The 25,774-nt window shown below is 50.3% G+C and carries 22 protein-coding genes and 1 tRNA gene; 11 read left to right on the top strand and 12 right to left on the bottom strand.

Annotated features, from left to right (window positions below):
• Positions 1 to 87: 87 nt before the first annotated feature.
• The 3 genes from secD to JNC80_RS06015 all read left to right on the top strand — a co-directional run bounded on the left by secD (position 88) and on the right by JNC80_RS06015 (position 5,870).
• Positions 88 to 2,622, top strand: coding sequence for a protein translocase subunit SecD (gene secD, locus JNC80_RS06025; RefSeq protein ID WP_376709784.1), 2,535 nt, complete (start codon positions 88 to 90; stop codon positions 2,620 to 2,622).
• A gap of 342 nt (positions 2,623 to 2,964) precedes the next feature.
• Complete coding sequence (locus JNC80_RS06020; protein ID WP_376709783.1) at positions 2,965 to 4,746, top strand: cation:proton antiporter domain-containing protein; 1,782 nt, start codon at positions 2,965 to 2,967, stop codon at positions 4,744 to 4,746.
• A gap of 173 nt (positions 4,747 to 4,919) precedes the next feature.
• Positions 4,920 to 5,870: a lysylphosphatidylglycerol synthase transmembrane domain-containing protein gene (locus tag JNC80_RS06015; RefSeq protein ID WP_022709857.1), complete on the top strand. Its 951-nt coding sequence runs from the start codon at positions 4,920 to 4,922 to the stop codon at positions 5,868 to 5,870.
• Positions 5,871 to 5,927: 57 nt separating this feature from the next.
• Here JNC80_RS06015 and JNC80_RS06010 read toward each other — a convergent pair whose 3' ends face one another.
• Complete coding sequence (locus JNC80_RS06010; RefSeq protein ID WP_075656257.1) at positions 5,928 to 6,782, bottom strand: branched-chain amino acid aminotransferase; 855 nt, start codon at positions 6,780 to 6,782, stop codon at positions 5,928 to 5,930.
• Positions 6,783 to 7,427: 645 nt separating this feature from the next.
• Here JNC80_RS06010 and JNC80_RS06005 point away from each other — a divergent pair.
• From JNC80_RS06005 to JNC80_RS05990, 4 genes are all read left to right on the top strand, one after another.
• Positions 7,428 to 8,441, top strand: a complete 1,014-nt coding sequence (locus JNC80_RS06005; RefSeq protein WP_376709896.1) for an ABC transporter substrate-binding protein — start codon at positions 7,428 to 7,430, stop codon at positions 8,439 to 8,441.
• A 277-nt stretch (positions 8,442 to 8,718) separates the two neighbouring features.
• Positions 8,719 to 9,813, top strand: a complete 1,095-nt coding sequence (locus JNC80_RS06000) for an ABC transporter ATP-binding protein (protein ID WP_376709782.1) — start codon at positions 8,719 to 8,721, stop codon at positions 9,811 to 9,813.
• A complete protein-coding gene (locus JNC80_RS05995) occupies positions 9,810 to 11,003 on the top strand; it encodes an ABC transporter permease (protein WP_022709862.1) in 1,194 nt (397 codons plus the stop codon). Before JNC80_RS06000 ends, JNC80_RS05995 begins: the two co-directional genes overlap by 4 nt.
• Positions 11,000 to 11,791, top strand: a complete 792-nt coding sequence (locus JNC80_RS05990) for an ABC transporter permease (RefSeq protein WP_221720149.1) — start codon at positions 11,000 to 11,002, stop codon at positions 11,789 to 11,791. The genes JNC80_RS05995 and JNC80_RS05990 overlap by 4 nt, the downstream gene beginning before the upstream one ends.
• 63 nt (positions 11,792 to 11,854) lie before the next feature.
• Here the strand turns inward: JNC80_RS05990 and cysW are convergent, their stop codons facing one another.
• The 7 genes from cysW to JNC80_RS05955 form a co-directional block, all read right to left on the bottom strand.
• Positions 11,855 to 12,727: a sulfate ABC transporter permease subunit CysW gene (gene cysW, locus JNC80_RS05985; protein ID WP_376709781.1), complete on the bottom strand. Its 873-nt coding sequence runs from the start codon at positions 12,725 to 12,727 to the stop codon at positions 11,855 to 11,857.
• Positions 12,711 to 13,553, bottom strand: a complete 843-nt coding sequence (gene cysT / locus JNC80_RS05980) for a sulfate ABC transporter permease subunit CysT (RefSeq protein ID WP_151159944.1) — start codon at positions 13,551 to 13,553, stop codon at positions 12,711 to 12,713. The genes cysW and cysT overlap by 17 nt, the downstream gene beginning before the upstream one ends.
• 78 nt (positions 13,554 to 13,631) lie before the next feature.
• Positions 13,632 to 14,642, bottom strand: coding sequence for a thiosulfate ABC transporter substrate-binding protein CysP (cysP, locus tag JNC80_RS05975; protein WP_376709780.1), 1,011 nt, complete (start codon positions 14,640 to 14,642; stop codon positions 13,632 to 13,634).
• Between the two features lie 249 nt (positions 14,643 to 14,891).
• A complete protein-coding gene (locus tag JNC80_RS05970; RefSeq protein WP_170265285.1) occupies positions 14,892 to 15,035 on the bottom strand; it encodes a hypothetical protein in 144 nt (47 codons plus the stop codon).
• A gap of 312 nt (positions 15,036 to 15,347) precedes the next feature.
• Entirely contained in the window at positions 15,348 to 15,914 is a 567-nt protein-coding gene (locus tag JNC80_RS05965; RefSeq protein WP_246176128.1) for an NADPH-dependent FMN reductase, read from the bottom strand.
• A 189-nt stretch (positions 15,915 to 16,103) separates the two neighbouring features.
• On the bottom strand, positions 16,104 to 17,663 hold the full coding sequence (locus JNC80_RS05960) for a TerC family protein (RefSeq protein WP_376709779.1): 1,560 nt from the start codon (positions 17,661 to 17,663) through the stop codon (positions 16,104 to 16,106).
• Positions 17,664 to 18,437: 774 nt separating this feature from the next.
• Positions 18,438 to 19,115 carry a DedA family protein gene (locus tag JNC80_RS05955; RefSeq protein ID WP_022709872.1) on the bottom strand — a complete coding sequence of 226 codons (678 nt, stop codon included), beginning with the start codon at positions 19,113 to 19,115 and terminating at the stop codon, positions 18,438 to 18,440.
• 515 nt (positions 19,116 to 19,630) lie between these two features.
• On the opposite strand from JNC80_RS05955, the gene JNC80_RS05950 reads away from it, so the two are divergent.
• Positions 19,631 to 19,706, top strand: a tRNA-Lys gene (locus tag JNC80_RS05950).
• A gap of 331 nt (positions 19,707 to 20,037) precedes the next feature.
• On the opposite strand, the gene JNC80_RS05945 is transcribed toward JNC80_RS05950, so the two are convergent.
• The gene (locus JNC80_RS05945; protein WP_376709778.1) at positions 20,038 to 20,664 is read right to left on the bottom strand and encodes a LysE family translocator; all 627 of its coding nucleotides are present in this window, start codon (positions 20,662 to 20,664) and stop codon (positions 20,038 to 20,040) included.
• A gap of 591 nt (positions 20,665 to 21,255) precedes the next feature.
• Between JNC80_RS05945 and JNC80_RS05940 the strand changes: the two genes are divergently transcribed.
• Positions 21,256 to 21,729, top strand: coding sequence for a c-type cytochrome (locus JNC80_RS05940; RefSeq protein ID WP_376709777.1), 474 nt, complete (start codon positions 21,256 to 21,258; stop codon positions 21,727 to 21,729).
• Between the two features lie 220 nt (positions 21,730 to 21,949).
• Here the strand turns inward: JNC80_RS05940 and JNC80_RS05935 are convergent, their stop codons facing one another.
• Genes JNC80_RS05935 through JNC80_RS05925 form a run of 3 tightly spaced genes read right to left on the bottom strand, consistent with a single transcriptional unit; the run spans position 21,950 to position 24,195 of the window.
• Positions 21,950 to 22,855 carry a dihydrodipicolinate synthase family protein gene (locus JNC80_RS05935; RefSeq protein WP_376709776.1) on the bottom strand — a complete coding sequence of 302 codons (906 nt, stop codon included), beginning with the start codon at positions 22,853 to 22,855 and terminating at the stop codon, positions 21,950 to 21,952.
• Between the two features lie 21 nt (positions 22,856 to 22,876).
• Positions 22,877 to 23,560, bottom strand: coding sequence for a B3/B4 domain-containing protein (locus JNC80_RS05930; protein WP_376709775.1), 684 nt, complete (start codon positions 23,558 to 23,560; stop codon positions 22,877 to 22,879).
• Between the two features lie 23 nt (positions 23,561 to 23,583).
• Entirely contained in the window at positions 23,584 to 24,195 is a 612-nt protein-coding gene (locus JNC80_RS05925) for a LysE/ArgO family amino acid transporter (protein ID WP_220159951.1), read from the bottom strand.
• Between the two features lie 99 nt (positions 24,196 to 24,294).
• On the opposite strand from JNC80_RS05925, the gene JNC80_RS05920 reads away from it, so the two are divergent.
• Together JNC80_RS05920 and JNC80_RS05915 are read left to right on the top strand one after the other, a co-directional pair.
• Positions 24,295 to 25,197, top strand: coding sequence for a LysR family transcriptional regulator ArgP (locus JNC80_RS05920; RefSeq protein ID WP_376709774.1), 903 nt, complete (start codon positions 24,295 to 24,297; stop codon positions 25,195 to 25,197).
• A 96-nt stretch (positions 25,198 to 25,293) separates the two neighbouring features.
• Entirely contained in the window at positions 25,294 to 25,713 is a 420-nt protein-coding gene (locus JNC80_RS05915; RefSeq protein ID WP_376709773.1) for a group III truncated hemoglobin, read from the top strand.
• Positions 25,714 to 25,774 lie beyond the last annotated feature (61 nt).

Below are 25,774 nucleotides of genomic sequence, written 5' to 3'. Positions count from 1 at the left end.
CAGGTCTTATGATTTCCATCTGCATTACGGCACGGTCTGTCTGAATATAGCCATTCCTGCCGCAAACAATCGGACCGGATTACTCTCATGCGTACACCCAAATGGGCTGTATATCTTTACAGTCTCATCATTCTGGCGGGCATATTCATTGCCCTGCCGAACGTCTTTACCAAGCAACAGCTGGAAAATATGCCCGGCTGGTTCCCGAAAAATCAGGTCACACTCGGGCTTGATCTTCGCGGCGGTTCCTATCTCGTCCTTGAAGTGGATGCTGCCGGTCTGAAAAAAGACCGTCTGCGTACATTGCTGGATGATGCACGCAGCAAGCTGCGCTCAGAACGCATTCAGCCACAGTCCATTCGTGTGGCCGGCGATGCGGTTCTGGTCAATATTGCCGATACTGCGCAGCGTGACCGTGCGGTAACAGCACTGAAAACCCTGATTAATCCTGTATCGACCAGCGGTTTCGGCACACCGATCAATGATATTGATGTGACAACGCCAGGCGAACAGATCCGTCTGTCGCTGACAGAAGCCGGTTTCAACTACCGTCTCGACAGCGCCCTCACCCAGAGCCTTGAAATCATCCGTCAGCGTGTGGATCAGGTCGGTGTTTCCGAACCGTCCATCCAGCGTGTCGGCAGTGACCGTATCGTGGTTCAGTTGCCGGGTCTGCAGGATCCGACACAGCTGCGTCAGCTGCTGGGTTCAACGGCTAAAATGGCCTTCCATATGGTTGCGGATGCAGATCCGAACAGCCCGCCGCCTCCGGGCGTCACGATTATGGAAGATTCCAAAAATCCGGACATTAAATATCCGATCGAAGATCAGGTCGCACTCAGCGGCGAACGCCTGACCGATGCCCGCGCCGGTTTTGACCAGCGCTCAAACGAGCCGATTGTTTCGTTCCGTTTTGACAGTCAGGGTGCCCGTCAGTTTGCTGAAATCACCACAAAGAACGTGAACCGTCCTTTCGCTATCGTTCTTGATGACAAGGTTCTGTCTGCACCGACAATCCGTGAGCCGATCACCGGTGGTTCCGGCCAGATCAGCGGTCAGTTCACTGTTGAAGATACTGTGGTTCTGTCCGCCCTGCTGCGTGCCGGTGCATTGCCTGCGCCGCTGACAGTTATTGAAGAACGTACCGTTGGTCCGGATCTCGGCGGCGATGCCATTAAAATGGGTGTCTATACCGGTATTCTCGGCTTTATTCTGGTCGCCGCATTCATCGTCATGCTCTACGGTTTCTGGGGTATGATCGCGAATTTCGCGCTGCTTCTGAATATTGTTCTGACCTTTGCGGCACTGACCCTGATCGGGGCAACGCTGACCCTGCCCGGTATTGCCGGTGTTATCCTCAGTATTGGTATTGCTGTGGATGCGAATATTCTTATTAACGAGCGTATTCGTGAAGAAACCAAAAAAGGCATGGGCGCTATGGCTGCGCTCGATAAAGGCTTCAACTCCGCTTATTCAACCATTGTTGACGCCAACGTCACCTCGGTGATTGCAACCGTTCTGCTGTTCATGTTCGGTACCGGCCCTGTTCGCGGCTTCGCTATCACCATGATGCTCGGTATTGCCATTTCCATGTTCACGGCTGTTTCGGTCGTTCGCATCATCATGGCATGGTCTGTCCGCCGCCGTAAGCTGAAGGTTCTGCAGATTGAACCTTGGGTTCGCGTTGCACCGGAAAACACCAATTACCAGTTCATGAAAGCCCGTTATTTCGGGATTCTGGTATCTGTGGTTCTGTCGGTTGCCTCGCTGTTCCTGTTCTTCAAACCAGGTCTGAATTACGGTCTCGACTTTACCGGTGGTATTCAGGTTGAAATCACCACATCCCAACCGGCGGATCTGGGACAATTGCGTTCCTCGCTCGGCGGTCTTGGTCTGGGTGAAGTCGCATTGCAGAATGCCGGCAGCCCAGAAAATGTTCTGATCCGCGTTCAGCGTCAGGATGGTGGTGAAGAAGCGCAGACAGTTGCGGTTAACAAGGTTCGTGAAGCTGTTCAGTCGATCGACAAGGATGTGAAGATCGAACGTACAGAAGTCGTGGGACCAAAGGTCAGCGGCGAGCTTGCACGTTCCGGCTTTATCGCTCTGGTGCTGGCTGCCGGTGCGATGCTGATCTATCTCTGGTGGCGGTTTGAATGGTATTTCGCCGTGGGTGCGATTGCCACGCTGGTTCTTGATACCACCAAGCTGGTCGGTTTCTTCGTCATCACCCAGCTCGACTTCAACCTTACAGCGATTGCGGCCGTGCTGACACTGGTCGGTTACTCGGTCAATGATAAGGTGGTGGTCTATGACCGTATGCGTGAAAATATGCGTATGTATAAGGCCAAACCGCTGCGTGAAATCATTGATCTGAGTATCAATCAGGTTTTCGCCCGTTGTATCTACACCTCGCTTTGTACCTTCCTTGCTGTTCTTCCGATGGCAATCTGGGGCGGCAGCGCGGTTGAGAACTTCGCGATCCCGATGCTGTTCGGTGTGTTCATTGCAACCACATCGTCGATCTTCATTGCAGCACCGATCCTGATGCTGCTCGGCACCTGGTGGGAGCGTACTCATAAGCGCGGCCTCGGCGAGACAGACGACGCAGTGACTGCCAAGTAACAAAGACATGATCTTATCGCGCGGCATAGAGCATCGGACCGAAAAGTGTATTCGGTTTTCGGATTATTCCGATGCTCCATTAAAATATTAGAGCGTCCTTTGTGCGTCCAATTGGACGCACGGCGCTCTAAAGCCGCGCGATATCCCCTTCTCTGCCTTGCCCTTTTTCTGAACCTGCATAATTCCGCCGAGATTGCAGTTGAGACAAACGGCAAAAGACGCTTATCGCAAGGCGATGAGATGCTGCGCATCACGCCTTGGAAAGTTCAATCGCCACTCGGGCTTAACCAAAGTCCAATGAGTCTCACTCAACGGACTTTGGTTTTATAAGGACAAGCCGCTATGCCTCACGACACTCCCCTGATCGCTACGATTGTTGTTGGTCTGTGTCTGGCCTTTCTGTTCGGGGCTATCGCCAATCGCCTGCGCATTTCTCCGCTGGTCGGCTATCTCCTCGCCGGTGTTCTCTGCGGCCCTTACACCCCGGGTTTTGTTGCCGATCAGGAACTGACACTGCAGCTTGCTGAAATCGGCGTCATCCTGCTGATGTTTGGTGTCGGCCTACATTTCTCCGTCAAGGAACTGCTGTCGGTCAAAGCCATCGCGGTTCCGGGAGCACTGGCACAGATTTTTGCCGCAACCGCTCTTGGCACCGGCCTCGGCCTGATTATCGGCTGGGATCTCACAGGCTCTGTGGTTTTTGGTCTGGCACTCTCCACTGCATCGACCGTTGTGCTGCTGCGCGCTATGCAGGAACGCCGCCTGATGGAAACCGATCGCGGCCGTATCGCCGTCGGCTGGCTGATTGTTGAAGATCTGGTCATGGTGCTGACACTCGTCTTGATGCCAGCCATTGCCGGTCTTTTACATGGCAATTCCGGCACGGTTCCGTCAGACCCGATTGCTTCGTATCTGGGGCTTGGCATTACCGGTATTATCCTGCTGACACTGATCAAAATCGCGGTCTTCATTGCACTGATGCTGATTGTCGGCAAAAGAGTTGTGCCATGGGTGCTTGAGGTGATTTCCGCCAGCGGCTCGCGTGAACTCTTCCGCCTCGGTGTGCTGGCCATTGCGCTTGGCGTGGCCTTTGGCGCTGCCAACCTGTTTGGCGTTTCACTGGCACTGGGTGCATTTTTTGCCGGTATGGTGATGAGTGAATCAGAACTCAGCCATCAGGCGGCCGAGGAATCCCTGCCGCTACGTGATGCATTTGCAGTGCTGTTTTTTGTCTCGGTCGGCATGTTGTTCGACCCGATGGTGCTGATTAATAATCCTCTATCCCTGCTGGCGACATTGTTGATTATTATGATCGGAAAATCCGCTGCCGCTTTTTTTATTGTGCGCGCGTTCAAACATCCGACAGGCACCGCGCTGACCATCTCCGCCAGCCTTGCGCAAATCGGTGAATTCTCATTCATTCTGGCCGGTCTTGGCGTATCGCTGAAAATCATGCCGCCGGAAGCACGCGATCTGGTGCTGGCCGGTGCTATTCTTTCCATTCTCTGTAATCCGCTGGTCTTTATCGGCTTTGAAAAACTGCGCCCGTTTATTGAAAGAAAGCTGGGAGCGAAACAATCCGCAGATGTCACAGATCTCGACGCTGATGACAAAGACAGCGCGGCAGATGCATTCAGCACCTATGCAACCACACAGACCGGCCACACGATCATTGCCGGTTATGGTGAGGTGGGCTCGCGTGTTGCAGCCAGACTGATTGAAGAAAAGCGCCCGCTCGTCGTGATTGAGAATGCCGAAAAACCGGCCACAGAATTACGTGAAACAGGTGTCGAAGTTATTCTCGGCAATGCCGCCGATGCAGATGCACTGGCCAGAGCCGGTCTTGCAGATGCACAATGCCTGATCCTCGCTCTGCCTTATGCATTTGAGACAGCGCGTGTTATTGCGCAGGCCGGCCAGATCAATCCGTCCCTGCATATTATTGCCCGTGCTGAATCGGTCGTTGAGGCTGATTATCTGCGTGATCTCGGGATTGGTACGATTATTCTGGCAGAAGAAGAAATTGCCCGCGGCATTCTCGGAAAAATTTCCGGGACAAAGACAGATTATGTAAAAAACTTGACAGAAACTTCACCTGAAGAACCCTTAAGTTCCATAAATTAATGATTAAGACATAAAAATCGTTAAAAGTGACGAAGTATAAAAACTGACAACATGTGAATACCTGTTACAAATGAGTGATGTGGAATCAATCAGCAGACATCCGCCCTTAAAAGACGGAATTCCGGTGATGACTTGTGTGACCACACCAACAACAAAAGGGTGTCATCTGATAGATGAAATGGAAAGATTACATCTGGCCGACAATCGGCATCGGCGCGGTTATTGTATCCGTATGGCTTCTGTATAATGAACTGCGCAGCATTTCTCTTGAGGATGTAATTGACAGTCTCGCGGCGATTACCCTGAAACAATGGCTGCTGAGTGCTTCCTGTGCATTGCTTTCCTATATGGCGCTGGCCGGTTACGACCGCATCGCGCTCAAGCATCTGCACAAAAAAATCTCATGGCTGTTTATCAGCCTGTGCTCTTTCACTGCTTATGCCCTGTCCCATAATATCGGTGCTTCGGTTATTTCCGGTGCGGTTGTCCGCTACCGTGCCTATTCTTCCAAAGGTCTTTCCGGTGCGGAAGTTGCCGTTCTGGTCGGTTTCTGCTCTTTCACCTTTGCGCTCGGCACGCTGATCCTCAGTGCTATTGTTCTGCTCGTTGAGCCGGAACTGCTCCAGCGCTTTAACAATGATATTCCTGAAAGCCTCGCAATAGCTGCCGGTGTCGTCATTCTCGTATTGGTTGCGCTTTATGTATTTGGCAGCTTCATGCAATTGCGGCCTTTGCGCATCGGCTCAAAATTCCAGCTGTCCTATCCGCGCCTGTCCGTTGTGTCATGGCAGCTGCTGATCGGCCCTCTGGAACTGATCGGTGCAGCAGGCATCATCTATTTCGCTCTGCCTGAAGTGAACCATCCGGGCTTTCTGATTGTGCTGGGTATTTTCCTGATCTCATTCTCGGCAGCTCTGATTTCCAATGCACCGGGTGGTCTCGGCGTTCTGGAATTTCTGTTCATCACCGGCCTGCCAAATCTCAATCCAGCCGATGTGCTGGCGGCGCTGATTGTCTTCCGCCTGCTTTATCTGCTGATACCGTTCGGTATCTCTCTGATTGTCGTGCTGATTTTTGAGAAGAGTGAATTCTCCAAAAAGCGCAAACTTGATATCAAGTCTTGAAAACAAAAAAGCCGCGAAACTTAAGTTTCGCGGCTTTTTTGTTAAAGGATGGCACTCTTACGAATGCGCCCAATCCCAATAGAGTTTGCGGGCTTTCTGCGCAACCGGACCATAGCTCAGCTGCTTGTCGTCAAAGCCGATCACCGGCACGACCTTGGAATGATTGCCGGTTGAGAAAATCTCATCGGCTTCACGGAAATCTTCAACCTTCAGCGTGGTTTCCGTTACAGACACACCATTATCACGCAGCAGACCGATTACGCGCTGGCGGGTAATACCGTTGAGGAATGTGCCGTTTGGCGCAGGTGTAAACACTTCACCATCGCGCACCATGAACACATTGGAAGATGCCAGTTCGGCCACATTACCCAGCATATCGCAAACCAGCGCATTGCCGAAACCCTTGGCACGGGCTTCACGGATCATGCGGGCATTATTCGGATAGAGGCAGGCAGCCTTGGCATCCAGCGGCATGGTCTCAATTGTCGGACGACGGAAACGTGTTGTGGTAATGGTAAAACCGGTTGGCTCGCCCATCGGAATTTCTTCCAGACACAGCGCAAAATCCGTGCTTTCGGCAGCAGGCAGAACCACATTGGCTTCGCCCTCTTCCGCCCAATACATCGGACGGATATAGACCGCAGCATTCTCGCCGAATTTTGTCATGCCCTGACGGCTCAGTTCCATGATTTCTTCAGGCGTATTCGTCGGTTTCAGGCCGAGTGCCTCTGCGGAGCGGTTAACGCGTGCGCAATGACGATCCAGATCAGGGATCACACCTTCAAAACCGCGTGCACCGTCAAAAACCAGCGAACCAAGCCATGTTGCCTGTGATGACGCACCGAGAATGCGCACATCGCCTTCATGCCATTTGCCTTTATAAAATGTCCAGCTACGACCAATCTGGCCCATGTCACTTCTCCATATGCGAATCAAATTTGAAATCCGGCAGTCTGCTGCAAGCAAAATCCGGCCCGTGGCGACCAGCTGCATTTGTCCGTAACCGGCTGAGTTCATCAGCAATCTCCGGCAAGGTGGCAGCGTCAGCAACGCAGAACCACATTAAAATCCTCTCAGGGAAGTGCAACTCCCCAAAGATAAAAACTATTTTTTTAATTTATTCCGGTGCGCGGAAGCCTCAGTAAAATCAGCAGTCCATACATTTTAAACACAAAATCATTCCTAAAACGCATCAACCTTGTCATTTCCGAACTGTAATATATCTGTGTGACGTAAACGGAAGTCAGCCTTTTCAAGCCAAGGAAAACGCTCATCATTCTTACTGTGGTTTTATGATTTCAAGACCATTTCCCTGCAATGAGGCAGCAGAAATGCTTCATGCTCTTTGCGCAGGAGCTGCCGCAAAGGCTCTCATTCAACATTGTCACAATGCTAAATTAGTACCTGCACTATGCGACATTAATTGTATGGCAACTGCACAATCAGCTATTGCCCCCCTGCATTTCCTATGGAAAACTTGTTGCAACAAATTTCATAACAATAAACTGTGGGGAATAATCAATGAAGCTTACGCATATTGCATTCACGGCCTGCACCATGCTCGGCGGTCTGGCTCTCGCAGCCGGTTCTGCTCAGGCACGCGACCTTACAGTTGTCTCCTGGGGCGGCAGCTATCAGGACGGACAGCGCGAAATTTATTTCAAACCTTTTGCCAAAGAGCTGGGCAAGCCGGTTCTCGATGAGAGCTGGGATGGCGGCTACGGCGTTCTGCAAGCCAAGGTCAAAGCCGGCGAAACCAACTGGGACGTTGTGCAGGTTGAAGCTGAAGAGCTTGAGCTTGGCTGTGCCGACGGTATTTATGAAAATATCAATTGGAAACAGCTCGGCGGCAAAGATAAATTCATTCCGGCAGCAGTACATGATTGCGGCGTCGGCGCGATCGTCTGGTCTACCGGCATCGCCTATAATGGCGACACGATGAAAGACGCCCCGCAATCATGGGCTGATTTCTGGGACGTGAAAAAATTCCCGGGAAAACGCTCTTTGCGCAAAAGCGCCAAATATTCTCTTGAATTTGCGCTGATTGCTGACGGCGTTGCTCCGAAAGATGTTTATGATGTGCTGGCATCACCGGAAGGTGTGGATCGCGCATTCAAAAAACTCGATGAAATCAAGCCGCATATCGTGTGGTGGGAAGCCGGTGCGCAGCCGGTACAGCTGCTCTCTTCCGGTGAAGTGGTAATGGCCTCGGTCTATAATGGCCGTATCAATGCACTCAACCGCACTGAGAATAAGAATTTCGGCTTTGTCTGGCCGGGCAGCATCTATGCGGTCGACAGCTGGGCAATCATGAAAGGCACGCCTTTCCCGAAAGAGTCGATGGATTTCATCGCTTTCGCCAGCAAGGCCGACAATCAGGCCAAACTGCCTGAATATATCACCTATGGTCTGCCGAATATCGAAGCCGATAAATTCGTTGACGAAAAATACCGCAAAGACCTGCCGACCACACCGGCCAATATGACCGATGCAGCAGCCATTGGCGTGGAATTCTGGACAGATAATTCTGAAAGCCTGAACCAGCGTTTCAACGCATGGCTTGCCCAGTAAGCTGAAGTCAAAGACCGGCAATCATATGACCGGTTATGCAGTTGTTCCGGAATTTGCATACCTTCCCCCGTAAGGATGCAAATTCTCCGGAACGGCTGCACTTCGCAGCTTGATTTTCCTGACTGTTAAGCAGTCATTTTTTCCCCGACTGCACGGCAGTCATTCGATTCAAAAGCGCATTTCCTGTTGCCGCCCCGCAGCAGACAACAGCAAACACTGTCCTGTTTGACTCCCGAAAACGGTCTGACGGTGCTTCGCTCCATTCGAGGTTTTACGCGTGAATAATCCCTTCATTCATTTTGACAAGGTGAGCAAAGCATTCGGCTCCCTGACAGTTGTCGATAATCTGGATTTAACCATCAGCAAAGGTGAGTTTGTCAGTATGCTCGGGCCTTCCGGTTCCGGCAAAACCACCTTGCTGATGCTGCTGGCCGGTTTTGAGCGCCCTACCGGCGGCACGGTCAGCGTGGACGGCAAGCGTATCGATCAGCTCCCGCCGCATAAGCGCAATATGGGCGTGGTGTTTCAGAATTATGCTCTGTTTCCCCACATGACCATTGCCGAAAACGTGGCTTTCCCGCTGAAAATGCGCGGGCTATCCAAGTCTGAAATGCAGGATCGTGTGAAGCGTGCATTGGTTATGGTGCAGCTCGGCACCATGCTGGAGCGCAAGCCTTCGCAGCTTTCCGGCGGCCAGCAGCAGCGTGTGGCACTGGCACGTGCTCTGGTTTTTGAACCGGAAGTGGTGCTGATGGACGAGCCGCTCGGCGCTCTCGACAAGCAGTTGCGTGAACGTATGCAGCTCGATATCCGCGAATTGCATCATCGTCTCGGCCTGACCATTGTTTTCGTGACCCATGACCAGTCCGAAGCGCTGACTATGAGCGACCGCATTGCCGTATTCAATCGCGGTAAGATTGAGCAGATCGGCACGCCATCCCAGATTTACGACCATCCGGCCACGCAATTTGTTGCGGAATTTATCGGTGAAACCAATCTGATCGACGGTAAAGTCTCCGGCATCCACAATGGCGAAACCCAGATCCGTCTGAACAATGGTCAGGATATCCGAGTAGACGCCGAAGCACCGTTCCATGCCGGTCAGGATATCCGCCTGTCGCTGCGGCCTGAGCGCGTGCGGCTGAATACAGAGGAAAGTGCCGCCAATCATCTGACAGCAACCGTCAGCGATATTGTCTATCATGGCGACCATCTGCGCGTGGCACTGGACTTTGCAGGCCAGAGTCTTGTCACCAAGGCCGACCGCAGCTTCCATAATTTGAAAGCCGGCGATCCGGTCACCTTATCTTTCCTGCCGGCTGATTGCTGGCCGATTGCAGTTCCTGCCCGTAATTCTCAGGTGGCGGCATGAATGAACTGCAACGACAACGGCTGAAATCTTTCGCACTGGTGGCACCGCTGGCTTTGTTCCTGCTGGTCTTTTTCATCATTCCGTTGGTGACGATGATGAAAGAGGCAGTGTCTGATCCGGTTGCGGCCAAAGCTCTGCCGCTCACCGCTCAGGCTGTCAGCGACTGGAATCCGGAAGCACCGCCGACACCGGAAATGAAAGCCTCATTGGCGGAAGATATCCGCAACAATGATGATGCCCAGCTCTTTGGTGATCTGGTGCGCCGCCTCAACAGTGCGCAACCCGGCTTCCGCACATTGATGAGCAAAACCCGTAATCAGCTGACCAAGCTTGAAGAGCCGGTTGATTATGCGCAGATTGATCTCGTCGCCATCGACAAGAAATGGGGCGAACAGCAATACTGGCAGGCCATTGCTTCAGCGGCCTCAACCACGCTGACAGACCGCAATCTGCTGGCAGCCGTGGATATGGAACGCGACATCTCCGGTGAAATCCGCTCTCTGCCATCCGATGCCTCTGCCAATGTCACCATTATGGTGCGTACCTTCATCACCGCCCTCAGCGTCACCATTGCTTGTATTTTGATTGGTATTCCGTTCGCTATGGTTGCCGCCTCCGTTGAAGGCTGGAAACGCCAGTTGCTACTTGGTGCAGTGCTGCTTCCGCTCTGGACATCGCTGCTGGTGCGTACTGCCGCATGGTTTATCCTGTTGCAGGATCAGGGGCTGATTAATAATGCGCTGATTGCGATCGGCATCACCAGTGAACCACTGGCGCTGATCTTCAATCGCACCGGTGTGATTATTGCCATGACCCATGTGCTGCTGCCCTTCATGGTGCTGCCGGTGTTCAGTGTGCTGATCGGCATTCCGAAAAATCTGATGCCAGCCGCCGCTTCACTCGGCGCACATCCGCTGCGTTCTTTCTTTCATGTGCTATTGCCGCTTATCATGCGTGGCGTGGTTTCCGGCTCGCTGCTCGTCTTCATGACAGCGCTTGGCTATTACATCACCCCTGCTCTCATCGGCGGCGCTAAAGATCAGCTCATCAGCTCGGTTATCGCGTTCTATGCCATGGGCGCTGCAAACTGGGGCATGGCCGGTGCGCTCGGCATGGTTCTGCTGATTGCAACCATTCTGCTCTATACGATCTATATGCGTCTCTCGACCGAGAAGGAGGTACGTTCATGAACGGCTTCAAACTCCTCAAACTTCTGTTTGGCGCAGCGGTCGTATTCTTCCTGCTGGCACCGCTGGTGGCAATCCTGCCACTGGCCTTTACCAGCGGTGCTTTGCTCGGCTATCCGATGGAAGGCTATTCCACACGCTGGTTTCAGGAACTGGTGCAGGCGGACGCATGGCGCAGGTCGATCATCAACAGCCTGATTATCTCTGTCGGCACCACGGCACTGGCAACAGTGCTGGGCACCGTCGGAGCGCTGGGGCTGCGCGGCAATCAATATTCCTTTGTGTTCAACTCGATCAAAACAGTGTTCCTGCTGCCGATGGTCGTACCTGCTGTGGTGCTCGGCGTGGGCATGCAGCTGATGTTTGCGCAATATGACCTGCTCAACTCCTATATCGGCGTAATTATCGCCCATACGGTTGTGGCAGTACCATTCGTGGTCATCAATGTGCTGGCTGTGCTGCAAAGTGTTGACCGGCGCGTGGAACAAGCCGCCGCCAGCCTTGGTGCGCCACCCTATGTCATCCTGCAAAAAGTGACATTGCCACTGGCAAAACCCGGTATTATTTCCGGTGCAGTCTTTGCTTTTGCAACCTCGCTGGATGAAGTGGTGCTAACCCTGTTCGTGGCAGGTCCGAACCAGCGTACACTGGCACGACAGATGTTCTCGACTATTCGTGAGAATATCAGTCCGGCTATTGCCGCCGCTGCATTCGTCTTCATTGTCGGTACAATATTAATTGCGCTGGTGATGATCCTGACACAGCGTAAAGCAGCTGCGCAGCCGCAATAAAATAAACAATTACAAAAAGATAAAAGCCGCCTTTGAATCAATTTCAGAGGCGGCTTCATCTTTTTAATCTACCTGCTTGCGTTCCAGCCAGACTTTCAGCACCAGTGTCAGCAGAGCCAGCACCGCCAATGTTGAAGCCGCAGCAAATGCGCCAACTGTGTTTTGATCCTGAAACAACAGATCAACCTGCAAAGGCAGCGTATTGGTTTTACCGCGAATGGCGCCGGAGACAATCGATGTCGCGCCATACTCGCCCATAACCCGCGCATTACACAGCACGGCACCATAGAGCAGTGCCCATTTAATATTCGGCAGCGTCACATAGAAGAAGGTTTGCAAGCCGCTGGCACCGAGTGACAATGCCGCCTCTTCATCCTCGCCGCCCTGCATTTCCATCAGCGGGATCAGCTCGCGGGCAACAAAAGGACTGGTGACAAACAGACTGACCAAAAAGATCGCCGGAACGGTGAACATGATCTTGAGATCATAGCTCTCCAGCAAAGGTCCCAGCATCCCCTGCGCACCATAGAGAAACAGATAGGCTGTACCGGCAATGATAGGCGATACCGAAAACGGAATTTCGATAAAGCTGATCAGTAACCGTCTCCCCGGAAAGCGGAACCGCGTCACCAGCCATGCCACGCAAACACCAAACGCCATATTGATCGGCACAACCACAATCGCCGTCAGCACAGTCAGCCACACCGCATGCATCGTATCCGGCTTGGTAATTTCTGCCCAGAAGCGCCCCATACCGCTGCCAAAGGCGGCAGAGAAAATCACCGCCATCGGAATGCCGAGCACGATCAGCGACAGCACAACGGCCAGCCCGATCAGGAAACGCCGCCCCCAAAGTCTGCGTCGAAACTGCGGTGAAGTTTTTTCAGAAGCTAAAGCAGGAAAAGCCAAAATCGCCATATCAGTTTCGCTCCGCATAGCGCAGCTGCCGTGCCTGCATCAGATTGGTTATCAGCAGCATGGCAAAAGCCATCAGCAACATCACCATCGCCAGAGCCGCCGCTGCCGGATATTCATATTCATCCAACCGCACAAAAACGAGCAGCGAAGTCACTTCGGTTTTAAACGGCAGATTAGCAGAGATGAAAACAATCGCGCCAAACTCCCCCAAGCCACGTGCAAAGGACAAAGCACTGCCCGCCAGAAATGCAGGCAGGATCATCGGCCAGATCACATGGCTGAAGACCTGCCATGGATTGGCACCTAGCGTCTCCGCCGCCTCCTCCACATCGTGATTCAAGTCTTCAAGAACCGGCTGTACTGTTCGGATAACAAAGGGAATACTGGTAAAAGCCATCGCAATTATTATGCCCGCAGGCGTATAGGCCAGGTACAGGCCAAGCGGTTCAGTATATTGCCCGATCCAGCCATTCTTCGATAAAACGGTTACCAGCGCCAGACCGGCAACGGCGGTCGGCAGCGCAAAAGGCAGATCAACGGCAGCATCCAGCAGGCGCTTGCCCGGAAACTCATAACGCACCAGCACCCATGCCATCAGCAGACCGAACAGAGCATTGAACACCGTCGCGGCGGCAGAGGTGAGTATGGTCAGCTTGAATGTCGCCACAGCGCGTGGCGAACTGATAATCGCCCAGAAGTCCGCAAAGCCAAGACTGGCCGTTTTCATAATCAGAGCAAAGAGCGGCAGAGCCACAATCACCGTCAGATAAAGCAGCGTACAGCCCATCGTAATGCCAAAGCCCGGCATCACTGTTTTTCTGACTTTAAAGATTGGTCTTTTCATAACCGGTCTGCTCTGTATGAGATACGGGAAAAACCGGCGCGTCTTTGAAGACGCACCGGCTGTCATTTTCAGATCACGTTATTTGCCCGTGAACAGCTGATCGAGAATACCACCCTCGGCAAAATGCTCTTTGGTGACATTTGCCCAGCCACCAAACTCATCTTCCACACGTACCAGTTTCACCTCAGGGAAATTGGCTTTGTGCTTTTCAATGGTTGCAGCGTCATGCACACGATTGAAATTGGTGGCGAGAATTTCCTGCCCCTGTGGCGCATAGAGGAAATCGAGATAGGCCTGAGCGATTTTACGCGAGCCGCGTTTATCGACAACCTTATCAACAATAGTCACCGGAAACTCCGACAGCAGGCTGATTGGCGGTACGACAACGTCATATTTATCTTTGCCGAGCAGCTTCTGCGTACCCAACACTTCAGCTTCAAATGTCACCAGAACATCGCCGATACCGCGCTCGGTGAAAGTGGTGGTCGCACCGCGTCCGCCGGTATCAAATACCGGAACATTTTTGAACAGCTTGGTAATGAACTCGCGAACCTTGGCATCGTCTTTATTGAAAGCTTCACGCGCATAGGCGGTCGCGGCCAGATAGGTATAGCGCGCATTGCCGGAGGTTTTAGGGTTCGGGAAAATCACCTGTACGTCTTCACGCACCAGATCATCCCAGTTTTTGATCTGCTTCGGATTGCCTGCACGCACAAGAAACGCTGGGAGTGAATAATAAGGCGAGGAATTGTTCGGCAGACGGCTCTGCCAGTCCGCAGGGATCAGATTGCCTTTGTCATGCAGCACCTGCACATCTGTCACCTGATTAAAGGTCACGATATCGGCTTCCAGCCCTTCGAGAATAGAACGTGCCTGTTTGGAAGAACCGGCGTGAGACTGATTGACGGTGAGTGTTTCACCGGTCTGTTCTTTCCACACCGGAATAAAGGCTGTGTTGACCTGCTCATACAACTCGCGGGCAATGTCATAGGAGACATTGAGGATTTCTTTCGGATCCTCAGCCTGTGCCGCAGTCAAAGAAGTTCCCAAACCGAGCACAAGCCCGGCCGCTAACAGAAGTTTTTTCATGAAATACCCGCCGCCTGTGTCTTTGCCTGAGGCAAATGATTGGAGTTATCTATAGCTCCAAAGATTAAGCAGCAGCGGCATGAAATCAATACTAAATTATTGATTTAAATAGATAATTTACTTTTAGAAACAAAATCAGAAATCTATGATACGTCAGAAAAAGAATGAGCAAGATTTTACTACCGAACATTCATATGACGCAATTTGATTTCCTGAACATGGTTGAAAAATCGCAGTTTGCGGAAGGTTTTACCAAATACCGCGGTGACGCCAGCAGCCGAATTTTTCGGATTGGTTAGGTGCAAGGCGGCTTTGGCGTCGCCGTTCAATAGTCTTCTCGTCCTGAGAAATTTCCTGCCAGAATTTTTGAAACGCCTGACCGCGCTGCTGCATTATTCCCTTCAGAGACTGAAATAGAGCCATGAATAACACTCCTGTATCGTCAGATTGCCAGCGTATCCCGAAAAGTGTGAAACGGTTTTCGGGTAAGATACGCGCAGAAACAAAGAGACAGAGCATTTCCTGTGATCAAGATAAACCGGAAATGCTCCAGAATTAACATTCCGTTAATGTCTGCCAATGCAGTGCTATTGTCAATAATCCCATTAATTTTATGTGATTTAAGATTGCTAATTTGGCGCTAAACAACAAAAAACCGCTGCATTGCTGCAGCGGTTTTTCATTCAACATCAATAAGATGAAGGCTTACTTATTGCGGATTGTCTGCAAACCGTCATTCCAGACTTTCAGCTCTGCCAAAACGGTCTTTGCACTGGCTTCAACCATTTCAGTCGCAACAAATTCGCCGTTCTCATTCAGGAACTGCGGATAATTCGGCAGCGGAATACCTTCCGGCAGCGGCATCATACGCAATGTGCTCAGATGCGAACGGGCAACCTGTGCGGAACGCAAACCACCGGACACACCGCCATAGCTCATAATAGCCGCAGGCTTATAATTCCATTCGGTATTGAGGAAGTTCACTGCATTGAAAAATTCAGCCGGCGGGGAATAGTTATATTCCGGAATCACAAAGACAAATGCATCACCGGCATCAATGAGCTTGCTCCATTTTTTGGTATGCTCATGCTCATATTTCTGCGCGCGCGGATGTGTGGATTCATCAAAAAACGGCAGTTTAACTTCAGCCAGATCAACCAGCTCTGCATCAAAATCAGAATTTGCAGCTGCAAAATCATTAAACCATTTGGCAAATTTATCGCCATGACGCGCAGAACGTGTTGCACAAATGATTGTATAAAGCTTTGGCACGGATATTTCCTTTTCAGCTGAAAACAGACAGGCATAACTGCGCCCTCTTTTCAGCCACCTGTTAAAAGTGTTTCAGAAAAACTGCAAGTTATCTCCTGCGACACAGTGTTCACAGAATAGGACAATGCATTTTCATATAAAAACGCCGCATCAGATGATGCGGCGTTTTTCTCTTATCAGTCAGCCAGCTTAAAGATCATAAGCAGGCAAAGCTGTGATTTTGACTTTGGCGATGTTGCGGCGCTCCATGGTCAGAACCTCGAACTCAAAACCTTCGGCAGTGAATTTTTCACCACCTGTCGGAATATGTCCGAGATGCCAGAGAACAAAACCGGCCAGTGTCGTATAGCGGTCATCCTCATCCACAAGATCACGATCCAGAATACCGCTCAGGCGGCGGATATCTGTAAAGCCATCGACAATCCAGACACCGTCTTCAACGGTCTCGACGCTCGGAGCATCGCCATCCTCATCCGGGAACTCACCGGCAATGGCCTCAAGAATATCCGTCGGCGTTGCAACACCTTCGAAAGAACCATGTTCGTCGACGATAACCGCCATCTGCACCGGAGAACCGCGCAACTGCTCCATAACCCGCAGCACATTGCTGTGTTCATGAACAACGAGCGGCTGTTTCATGGCACTCTGCCAGTCAATCGGTGCGGAATCCGCCAGATAAAGCAGCAAGTCTTTTGTCAGCGCCACGCCGACAAATTCATCGACCTGTCCACGGGCAAGAATAACACGCGAATGAGCAAACTGGCGCAATTCATTACGAAGCTCTTCTTCACTCGCATCCAGATCCAGCCACTCCACCTCATTACGCGGTGTCATGATGGAACGAACCGGACGATCAGCCAGATCCAGCACACCGCGGATCATTTCCTTCTCTTCCGGACGGAACACATCTGCCGCAGCAGTATGTTCCGCAATCACGTCAACGGTTTCCGACAGAGCATTGTCACTGCCGCGGCCACCGCCAAGAAGGCGCAGCACGGCACCGGCGGTACGTTCACGCAGGTCATTGGTCGTCACACGTTTTTCACGGTTGTGACGGCCGACCTGATTGGCAGCTTCGATCAGGATTGAGAAGCCGATTGCCGCATAGAGATAACCCTTAGGCACGTGATAACCGAAGCCTTCAATCACCAGACTGAAACCGATCATCATCAGGAAGCCAAGACACAGGATAACCACGGTCGGATGTTTGTTGACGAATGTCATCAGCGGCTTGGAAGCAACCATCATCACTGCCATAGCAACAACAACAGCAATCATCATCACCGGCAGATGCTGCACCATGCCCACAGCGGTAATCACGCTATCAAGCGAGAACACGGCATCAAGAACAACGATCTGCGCAATAACCTGCCAGAACACCGCATGAACCGGATTACCTTCTTTGACAGCATTTTCACCTTCAAGGCGCTCATGGAGCTCCATCGTACCCTTGGCAAGCAGGAACACACCACCGACGATCATAATGATATCGCGGCCGGAGAAACCAAAGGAGAAAATGGTAAAGAGCGGCTTTGTAAGCGTTACGATCCACGAGATCGAGGCCAGCAAACCAAGGCGCATCAAAAGCGCAAGCGCAAGGCCGAGCAGTCGCGCTTTATTACGCTGGCTCGGTGGCAATTTACCGGCAAGAATAGAAATAAATACGAGATTGTCGATACCAAGAACAATCTCAAGAACAATCAGAGTAACCAAGCCTATCCAGGCATTGGGATCGGCAATCCATTCCATGGGTTGTCGTTTCCTAGAATTTCTGTTGCGGGATGCGGTTGCAAGCCTGTTTTTGGCCAGCCAAACGCGCAAGCACTGGTTCGGCACTGAATCCGGTTACCAAAAACCGTATCAGTTCCGTTCCGCTACCGGTTTTGAAATCAGATAACCGGACATGCTTATTGGCAGCGTGATTTCCTGCTGATCGTGCAGGATCAGAGATCCCTTTTTTCAGAGCCGCTTCAGGCACCTGAAATAAGGCTTGATACATCACAGAGAAAAACAGAAGGATTTTATCCCGCGGGCCGGTCTCCTTTGCAGAAAACAGGCGGGCGATGACAGCTGCAGCACCGGCAGTCTTATCACGCAGAAATTGTACAGGACGGGAAACATGCACAACCGGTGGAACAGAGGTCTGATATGTCAAAGACCTGTTATGTCTGCCAGCGGCGTGCAGGAAAATTGTGTTTCGGATTGTTACCAGTTCGGAGCGGCAACAATCCGGAATAGACGAATCGTCAGAAGTATCTTCCGGCATCGGAGTTTTTAAAGACCCATTTTAGGCGCAATTTGCGCGGTTAAACATTTCATATTCAGCGTAAAGCTTTTTAAAAATCAGACCATTGCACGATGAACGGCTGTCTGTTGGACTGATAATTTGCATTTATAATGAATACAAATGCAAATCTAATCAAGTTCGTCCGGTGATTATTTTGCCAAACCTCTGGCAATGCGGCAACAATTTTACGTGTCTGTGTATATCAGACACTGCCCCGAAATTTATGACAGGAACTATTATTCAGCTGGTGTTGCAGAGATTTTATTCTTCGCGGCACCGCGTCTGCGCTCATGTTTCGGGCGTGCACGCATAAAGCGGACACCAACAATACTGACAACTGTCGCCAGCACTGTAAGAGCAACAGCCATCCACACCCAGTCAGTACCATCGAGACGTGCAAAAATGCCCGCACCTTTACCGGCCAACCAACCTGGCAGGATCATAACCGGCGCCCAAACCAGCGCGGAGGTAATATTAGCGGTCTGAAAACGCTTCTGATCCATGGACATCATGCCCGCAACCAGCGGCACTGTACAACGCACAGGGCCAAAGAAACGGCCAAAAAACACGGCAGCAAAACCATATTTGCGGAACAGCAGGCGTGCCTGCGCAATATGGGAACGGTATTTGTTCAGCGGCCACTGGTGAATAACCCGGCGTCCGAGCCACCAGCCGAGCAAATAGGAAATAACATCGCCGATAACGGCACCGATGACAGCGCCGATCATGACGGGAATAGGATCGATAATACCGGCTCCGACCAGACCGCCGATCGCCAGCATGATTGGTGTTGCCGGAATCAGCATACCGATCACAGCCAGAGACTCACCAAATGCTATCAACCCGACAATTGGTCCGGCCCAAGCCTGATTGGCCGAAATAAACTGCCCGAGATCGCCGATAAAACCGTCCATTGAACCCTCAGATCATGCAAAGCATGAAAATTTCCGCGCTGCTTCGCCATCATTCCTGTAAATGATTAATACTGCCCGGAAGGCGGATTAACCAGAACCATAGCAGACGCTATGCCAGTTTTTTTGCGCCTAATTATGGCACAAAGACAAAACTCTGATGACAAAACCAGTCAGCAGCAACAATATTCAGCAGTCTGTATAGCTGTTAGATTATTAAAAATCCGATATGCAGGCTGAAACTTAATTCAGCGTGATATACCTATATGTCTGCAATGCAAACTATATGTGCAATGATTTATCACGTATCAAGGCTATTTAGCCGCCTGTTTTGCGGTTTATGAACCGAAACATCCCAGTCAGGCGTAAAAACACAATCCGGATCAGTCACTTGCCTGCCTCACATCACAAGACATGAAAATTGCACATTTTTTTCAAAAAAATAATTTCATGACTAGACAGGCCTTCGGCTCCACTTTATAGAACCGCTCACTTACTGAATGATTATTCAGAAAAGTGGGTGCGTAGCTCAGTCGGTAGAGCAGCTGACTCTTAATCAGCGGGTCACAGGTTCGATCCCTGTCGCACCCACCAAGCTTTTCAATAGCTTAGTGGCGACCTCCCCAGAACGAACTGCTGTAGTTTACAATCAGTTTACAGATTTTGTGCAATCTCACTCCCTAATCGGCATGAGATTGAATGCACTAGAGCACTCTTTATGCATCTCTGGCAGGAACATAGATGAGCTGGAAGATTGCCATGCAGTTCAAAAACAACCCCATCTAAATGAAATTGAAACCGTGTCCGATGCAAGGCTAGAGGCTGCAAAGGTCAGATGCGCATAGCTATGGTCAGGCTGGATGAACTGTCCGGCTTTACCTCAGGGGTGGTATGAGTAGAGTAACTCACGCTGTATTAGATAGTTTTAATTTTGTGTTGCAACACGAAGTGCAAGGCCTGCAAAAATAGTTCCCATTACCCACTGCTGTATCTTGATCCACTTCGTGTGACGCAACACGACAAAGGAAATTGAACCGACTGTTACTATTACTACTGACTGAACCGTAATTGCCGACAGTATCTGCACTAAGCCTAGTGTCAAAGACTGCACAAACACACTCCCTTGTGCTGGGTCAATAAATTGAGGGAGCAGCGCTAAGTAAAGCATTGCAACTTTTGGATTTAATAAATTTGTCAAAAACCCAACTATAAAAAGCTTTTGATAACAATCAACATCAACTCGATGAGGTGTTAACGAAAGTGTTTTCTTTGGCCGCAGGGCTGCCCACGCCAGGAAAAGCAGATACAAAGCCCCCAGATAACGCAGCACCTCATAAGCGTAAGGCACTGCGAAAAACGCCGCAGTTATTCCCAAGGCACTGCACAAGACATAAACAACAAACCCCATTGCAATGCCGAAAAGAGAGATAAAACCTGCTGTTTTTCCCTGACAAACAGTACGTGAGATTAAATAAATCATATTAGGCCCCGGAATGAGGGCCATTCCAAATGTCAAGCTTGCGAAGGCTAATACCGTAGACATTGTTGGCAAGGAGTGTTCTCCAATAAGCGCCAGATAACAATGAGTTTATGAATGGCAACGATTGAGAATTAATCAGTTTTTCGTCCGTACCCAACTTGCAACGCTTAGCTCAAAAACGGGTCGATGGATGTTGCTTTTTCTCCTGAGCTAAAACAGCCAACACTTAGTCGAGACCCTTAATTGTCTCTTTGACACTTTCCCGCGTCTCTTCCGTTAGCTTTTTCACACCATCTCGTAACTGGGTCACATGACCGTCAAGACCAACACGGTGTACGTAATCATCACGTGTTCTGTTGATCCGCTCATGTAGGGCATCATCGTCGGCCTTGATGGATACAGCAAGAGACCGAAATGAAACGGCTATAGAGGCAGATATCCCGATCAGCCATTGATATCATCCGAACAACTATCGGCATTCGCCACGTAAGTCACCATGCTCAACTCTGCCTAAGCCGTCGATTACCTCATTAATACTTATCCTGCTCTGTATTTAGCCCACGCCCTCCATCAAAAGGCTAATATTGTACTCCGTTTAGCTAGCTTACTTAAGCGCCTCTACCTTGTTAACTGTCATAGGTATCAAGCTAAATGGAGAGAAATATGATAAGGTTTGTTACAGCGACTTTCATTATTGTTTTTGCAAGTACAGCAATAGCGGCCGACAAGGCCAGCGTGGAAGAAGGTGCGCGTATCGCTGTGGTCGGCGGATGCCATGACTGCCACACAGAAGGCTTCGCTGAAAATGGTGGTAAAGTCGATCCCAAGAAAGCGCTGTTAGGAAATCAAATCGGGTTTCAAGGGCCTTGGGGGACGACTTATCCGGCTAATTTGCGCATTACCCTCTCCAAAATGAGCGAAAATGAATTCGTAAAATACGGACATACAATGAAAGCCCGTCCACCTATGCCGTGGTACGGAGTAAATGCCATGACTGACCATGAGTTGCGGTCATTATATCAATATGTGAAGTCACTTGGGGAAATTGGGCGTCCTGCCCCAGAATATGTGGAACCAAATCAGACACCAAAAACGCCGTTTATCGTCTTCGCCCCGCCCAATATGCCCGCTCAATAATCAGTAAATTCCCGCATCACAACCAATAGCACAGTTCGCCTATTTCCTTTGCCCCCACTAATCAGAGGGGCACGGGTGCGCAACATCGTATTCACCAATTTTTCAATAGCTTAGTGATTTCTCGCAAGAACATAACAGCGTAGTTACATATAAAAGCCGTGCGCATTTATATGTGATTTTAGCGGCAGGCTCGCATGTTACAAAGCTCTGCCATTGTTATTTATTCCTGCCCTGTGGCTCCAGAAATTGCCCTTATTGCAACTGCAATTTCAGCAGTAATGCTTTTATCGAGCGGCAAAAACGGGCCCGGAAGTACAGCATCAGACAAAGACAGCTGATTAAGCATTTCATAAACAACACGCAGACTGCCATGTCGTTGAAACAAAGACCAAACCGGCTGCAAAATCCCGTTAAGTTTGTGTGCCAGCTCTGTATCTTTTCTTTCAGATGCCCGTGTTAAACTGACACAGAGCTCAGGAAAAACACCTCCCAAAACGCTATACCAAACATCCGCGCCTTTGAGCAAAGCTTCGGAGCATTTCCAGTCACCGCTATAGCCACACGAGAACTCTGGCAGAACTGAAGCGCGTTGCTTCAATATATGCTGCTCCAAATTACTATCTGCAGGCAAAGCATTTTTGATGCCGATGATCCCCGACACTCTGGAAAGATGGGCTATTAACGCATCAGAGAAGTTAAAGTGCGTCGTTCCCGGATTGTCGTAAATGCAGATCGGCAACTGACTATCTTTAGCGACAGCAGCGTAGTGCTCAAAGACCTCGTCCTGCGTTAAAGCTGTGTATGAAACAGGCGCTAAAAGCCCTATTGTAGCTCCTAAAGACTTCGCATCCTGTGCAAATTTAACGGCATCATCAGTCCGCAGAGCACTTACGCCGACAATTAGCGGCACCCTGCCTTTAATTTGCTGATGCGCTGCTTCTATCGCCTTTTTTCGCTCTGTATAATTCAGATACATATATGTACCTGTACTGCCGAGAAGCCCGATTGAATCGACCCCGGCGACAATCATTCTTTCGATTAGCGAACATAGGTTTTCTATGCAGACTTCGCCATATTCATTGGCAGGCGTGGTCGGAAACGCAGAGAGTCCGGTTAATACTGACATAAAATTTCTCGCACCTACCGGTTAAACTGCGGTTTTTTGTATGAGTATTTCACTGTTCGGTGCCATTTTCCTAATACCATTCACAAGCATATCCCCTGCTTCATCAAGAGCAGATGCAGGCATTGCTTTTAAACTTTCCAATATAAACCACATACGGCCTCCAGCATGATCAAGCCGCGTCCTGCTTCCTTGACGCCAGTTCCAGCGCCTGCATGTAACACCCAGATCATCACGCCAAATCACCTCCCCCGGCATAGGGTTCTCAATGACGTCCTCTCCGTTATTCTTAGTGTCAAAAATCTCGGTTCCTTCAGCAAGCATCAATTGAGGACGCCCGACATAGGCATCGTAATTTTCCCCACCTACCGGCAGCGCATAGCGCAGGCTAATTGCATTATAGAGATCAACAACAGGATTGATTGCAGGAATGCGTCCCTCTTTCAAAACGCGCTTTCGAAGCGCCTGAGCAGAACATGGAGTGCGATTAGGCTTCGCACCAAATTTCAGATAGATGTCTGCCCAACCAGCCAGGTGATCCTCTGCCCATGCTGGTCCGCCTGCCAGCACATAAGCACACGCATCGTCCAGAATAACTGGATCAGCCTCATTCATGACACCCGCCTTAGTATCGACATAGATACTCAGCGCACGAAAATCCGGCGCTATTGCCATTACTTTCTCAGAAATAAACGGGGCTTCAGGCATTCAGTTAAACTCCGGTAATTTACTCACGAACCAATAAGAAGACGGGCAGCAATTCCCCACATTACAAATGCAATAATTGCCTCAAGAATTCTCCACGCTGACGGTTTTGCAAATAGCGGTCTCAACCACTTTGCCCCGTAACCAAGCGAAAAGAAAAATAAAAATGAAGCTAAGATTGCACCGGCTGCAAACATAAACTCAAAACCTGAAAACTGGGTCGAGATAGAGCCGAGCAGCATCACCGTATCGAGATAAACATGCGGATTGAGCCATGTGAGCGCGAAACAGGTTAGCACAGCTGCTTTTAAACTTTGCTTTTCAGCAGAATTACCGGATGCAAGGGTTTCAGATGATCGCAATGCCGAGCGCATATTAGCCGCTCCATAGAATATAAGAAACGCGGCTCCGCCATAGCGCATGACCGGATCAAGCCAGGGCGCCATGCCGATAATCGTACCAAAGCCCGCGACCCCCAATGCGATCAGAATTGCATCGGACAAAGCGCAGGTTAAAGAAACGGCAAAAACATGTTCGTTGCGCAAGCCTTGCCGCAGCAGGAAAGCATTTTGCGAACCAATGGCAACGATCAGGCTCAGCCCCATCGTCATGCCTGTAATGAATACTGATAAGCTCATATCTGAATTTTAAACTCGGCTGGAATTGCAAACCGTGTTATCAGAAGCGTGAGTTTAGTAAAATTAAACAATCTAATTCAAAGTAAGGGAAACTAATGCATGATTGACTATCCTGCCGCTCTTGCTGTCAAGATGGTTGTACAAACCGGCAGCTTCGAACAGGCTGCCAAAGCTCTGCATGTTACGCCCTCTGCAATCTCTCAACGTGTGAAAATCATAGAAGAACGTCTCGGTGTTTCTTTGATCGAGAGAGGAAGCCCGTGTGTGGCAACAGAGAAAGGTGAATGGCTTTGCCGGCATCTGGAACATGTCAGCATGCTTGAAAGCGAGTTGGCCAAGCATTTGCCAAATCTGACTGAGATGCGCAGCTCAGCGATGCAACGAATTACCATCAATATAGCTGTAAATGCAGACAGTATAGGCACATGGTTCCTAAAGGCTATGGCTCCTTTTGTGCAGGATACAGGCTATTTACTGAGCATTGCGATTGATGATGAAGACTATACGGCTGAATGGCTTGAGCGCGGTCGGGTACTTGCGGCAGTTACATCACTTTCAAAGCCAATAAAGGGCTGTCGTGTTTCGCAGCTGGGAGCATTGCGCTATCAGGCAACGGCCACCCCCGCCTTTATTGAGAAGCATTTTACCAATGGTATTGCAGAAGGAATTGCTAAAGCACCGGCACTCTCATTCAATCAGAAAGACCGGCTGCAACAGGAATGGATTAACCGGACAATGGGGCGTACTATTACTATGCCCACGCATCGGATTCCTTCAACACAAGGTTTTATCGATGCCTGTTTAGCCGGAATGGGCTGGGGTATGAATCCGGTTCATATCGTGCATGAACACATCAAATCTGGTCGTCTGGTTGAACTGGTTCCCGACAGTGCTTTGGAAATTCCTCTGTTCTGGCAGGTCAATCATCTGGCAGCGAATGAACTGACCAATCTCACCCGACAGGTTACGCAGGTTGCAAAGCAATTTTTAATCCAGCCGTGAATTTGCTTTCAAAACATGCCCGTCTTGAGTACAAGCTGCGATATCCTTCCAACAAAAAAGCACACCTTACGTCGGACAGTGCTTCCTGTATCGGTTATGACTGTTCTTATTAATCAACCGCATCCATCCATCGACAAAGCGTCAATCCAGATTTTGGTTGCCAGATTTTACGGCCGTGCCCGTGAAGATACATTAATTGGCCCGATCTTCGCCGATGCAGTGCATGACTGGGATCATCACATCGCGCAGATTTCGGAATTTTGGTCGGCAGTCATTCTCAAAACCGGTGGCTATGAAGGTCGTCCGATGCCGCCTCACCTGAAACTCAATTTAAAAAGCGAGCATTTTGACCGCTGGCTCGGCTTGTTTGAGCAAACTGCACGGGAAATATTCCCTGAGGAAACCGCCATTATCTTTATTGATCGGGCGCGCCGCATTGCCGATAGTTTTGAAATGGCGATTGCGGCACATGCCGGAAAAATAATTGCACCGCGCCATTCCCGCCGGATTGTTTAACTGTTCGCCAAAGCAGACACTCTACACAATTCTGACTGACTTCAGATAATGAAGCCGCACA

The sequence above is a fragment of the Pseudochrobactrum lubricantis genome, assembly GCF_041929865.1.
GTDB classification, from domain to species: domain Bacteria; phylum Pseudomonadota; class Alphaproteobacteria; order Rhizobiales; family Rhizobiaceae; genus Pseudochrobactrum; species Pseudochrobactrum saccharolyticum.
The sequence above is the reverse complement of the archived record's forward strand: the minus strand, read 5'-3'. Positions and strand labels throughout refer to the sequence as shown.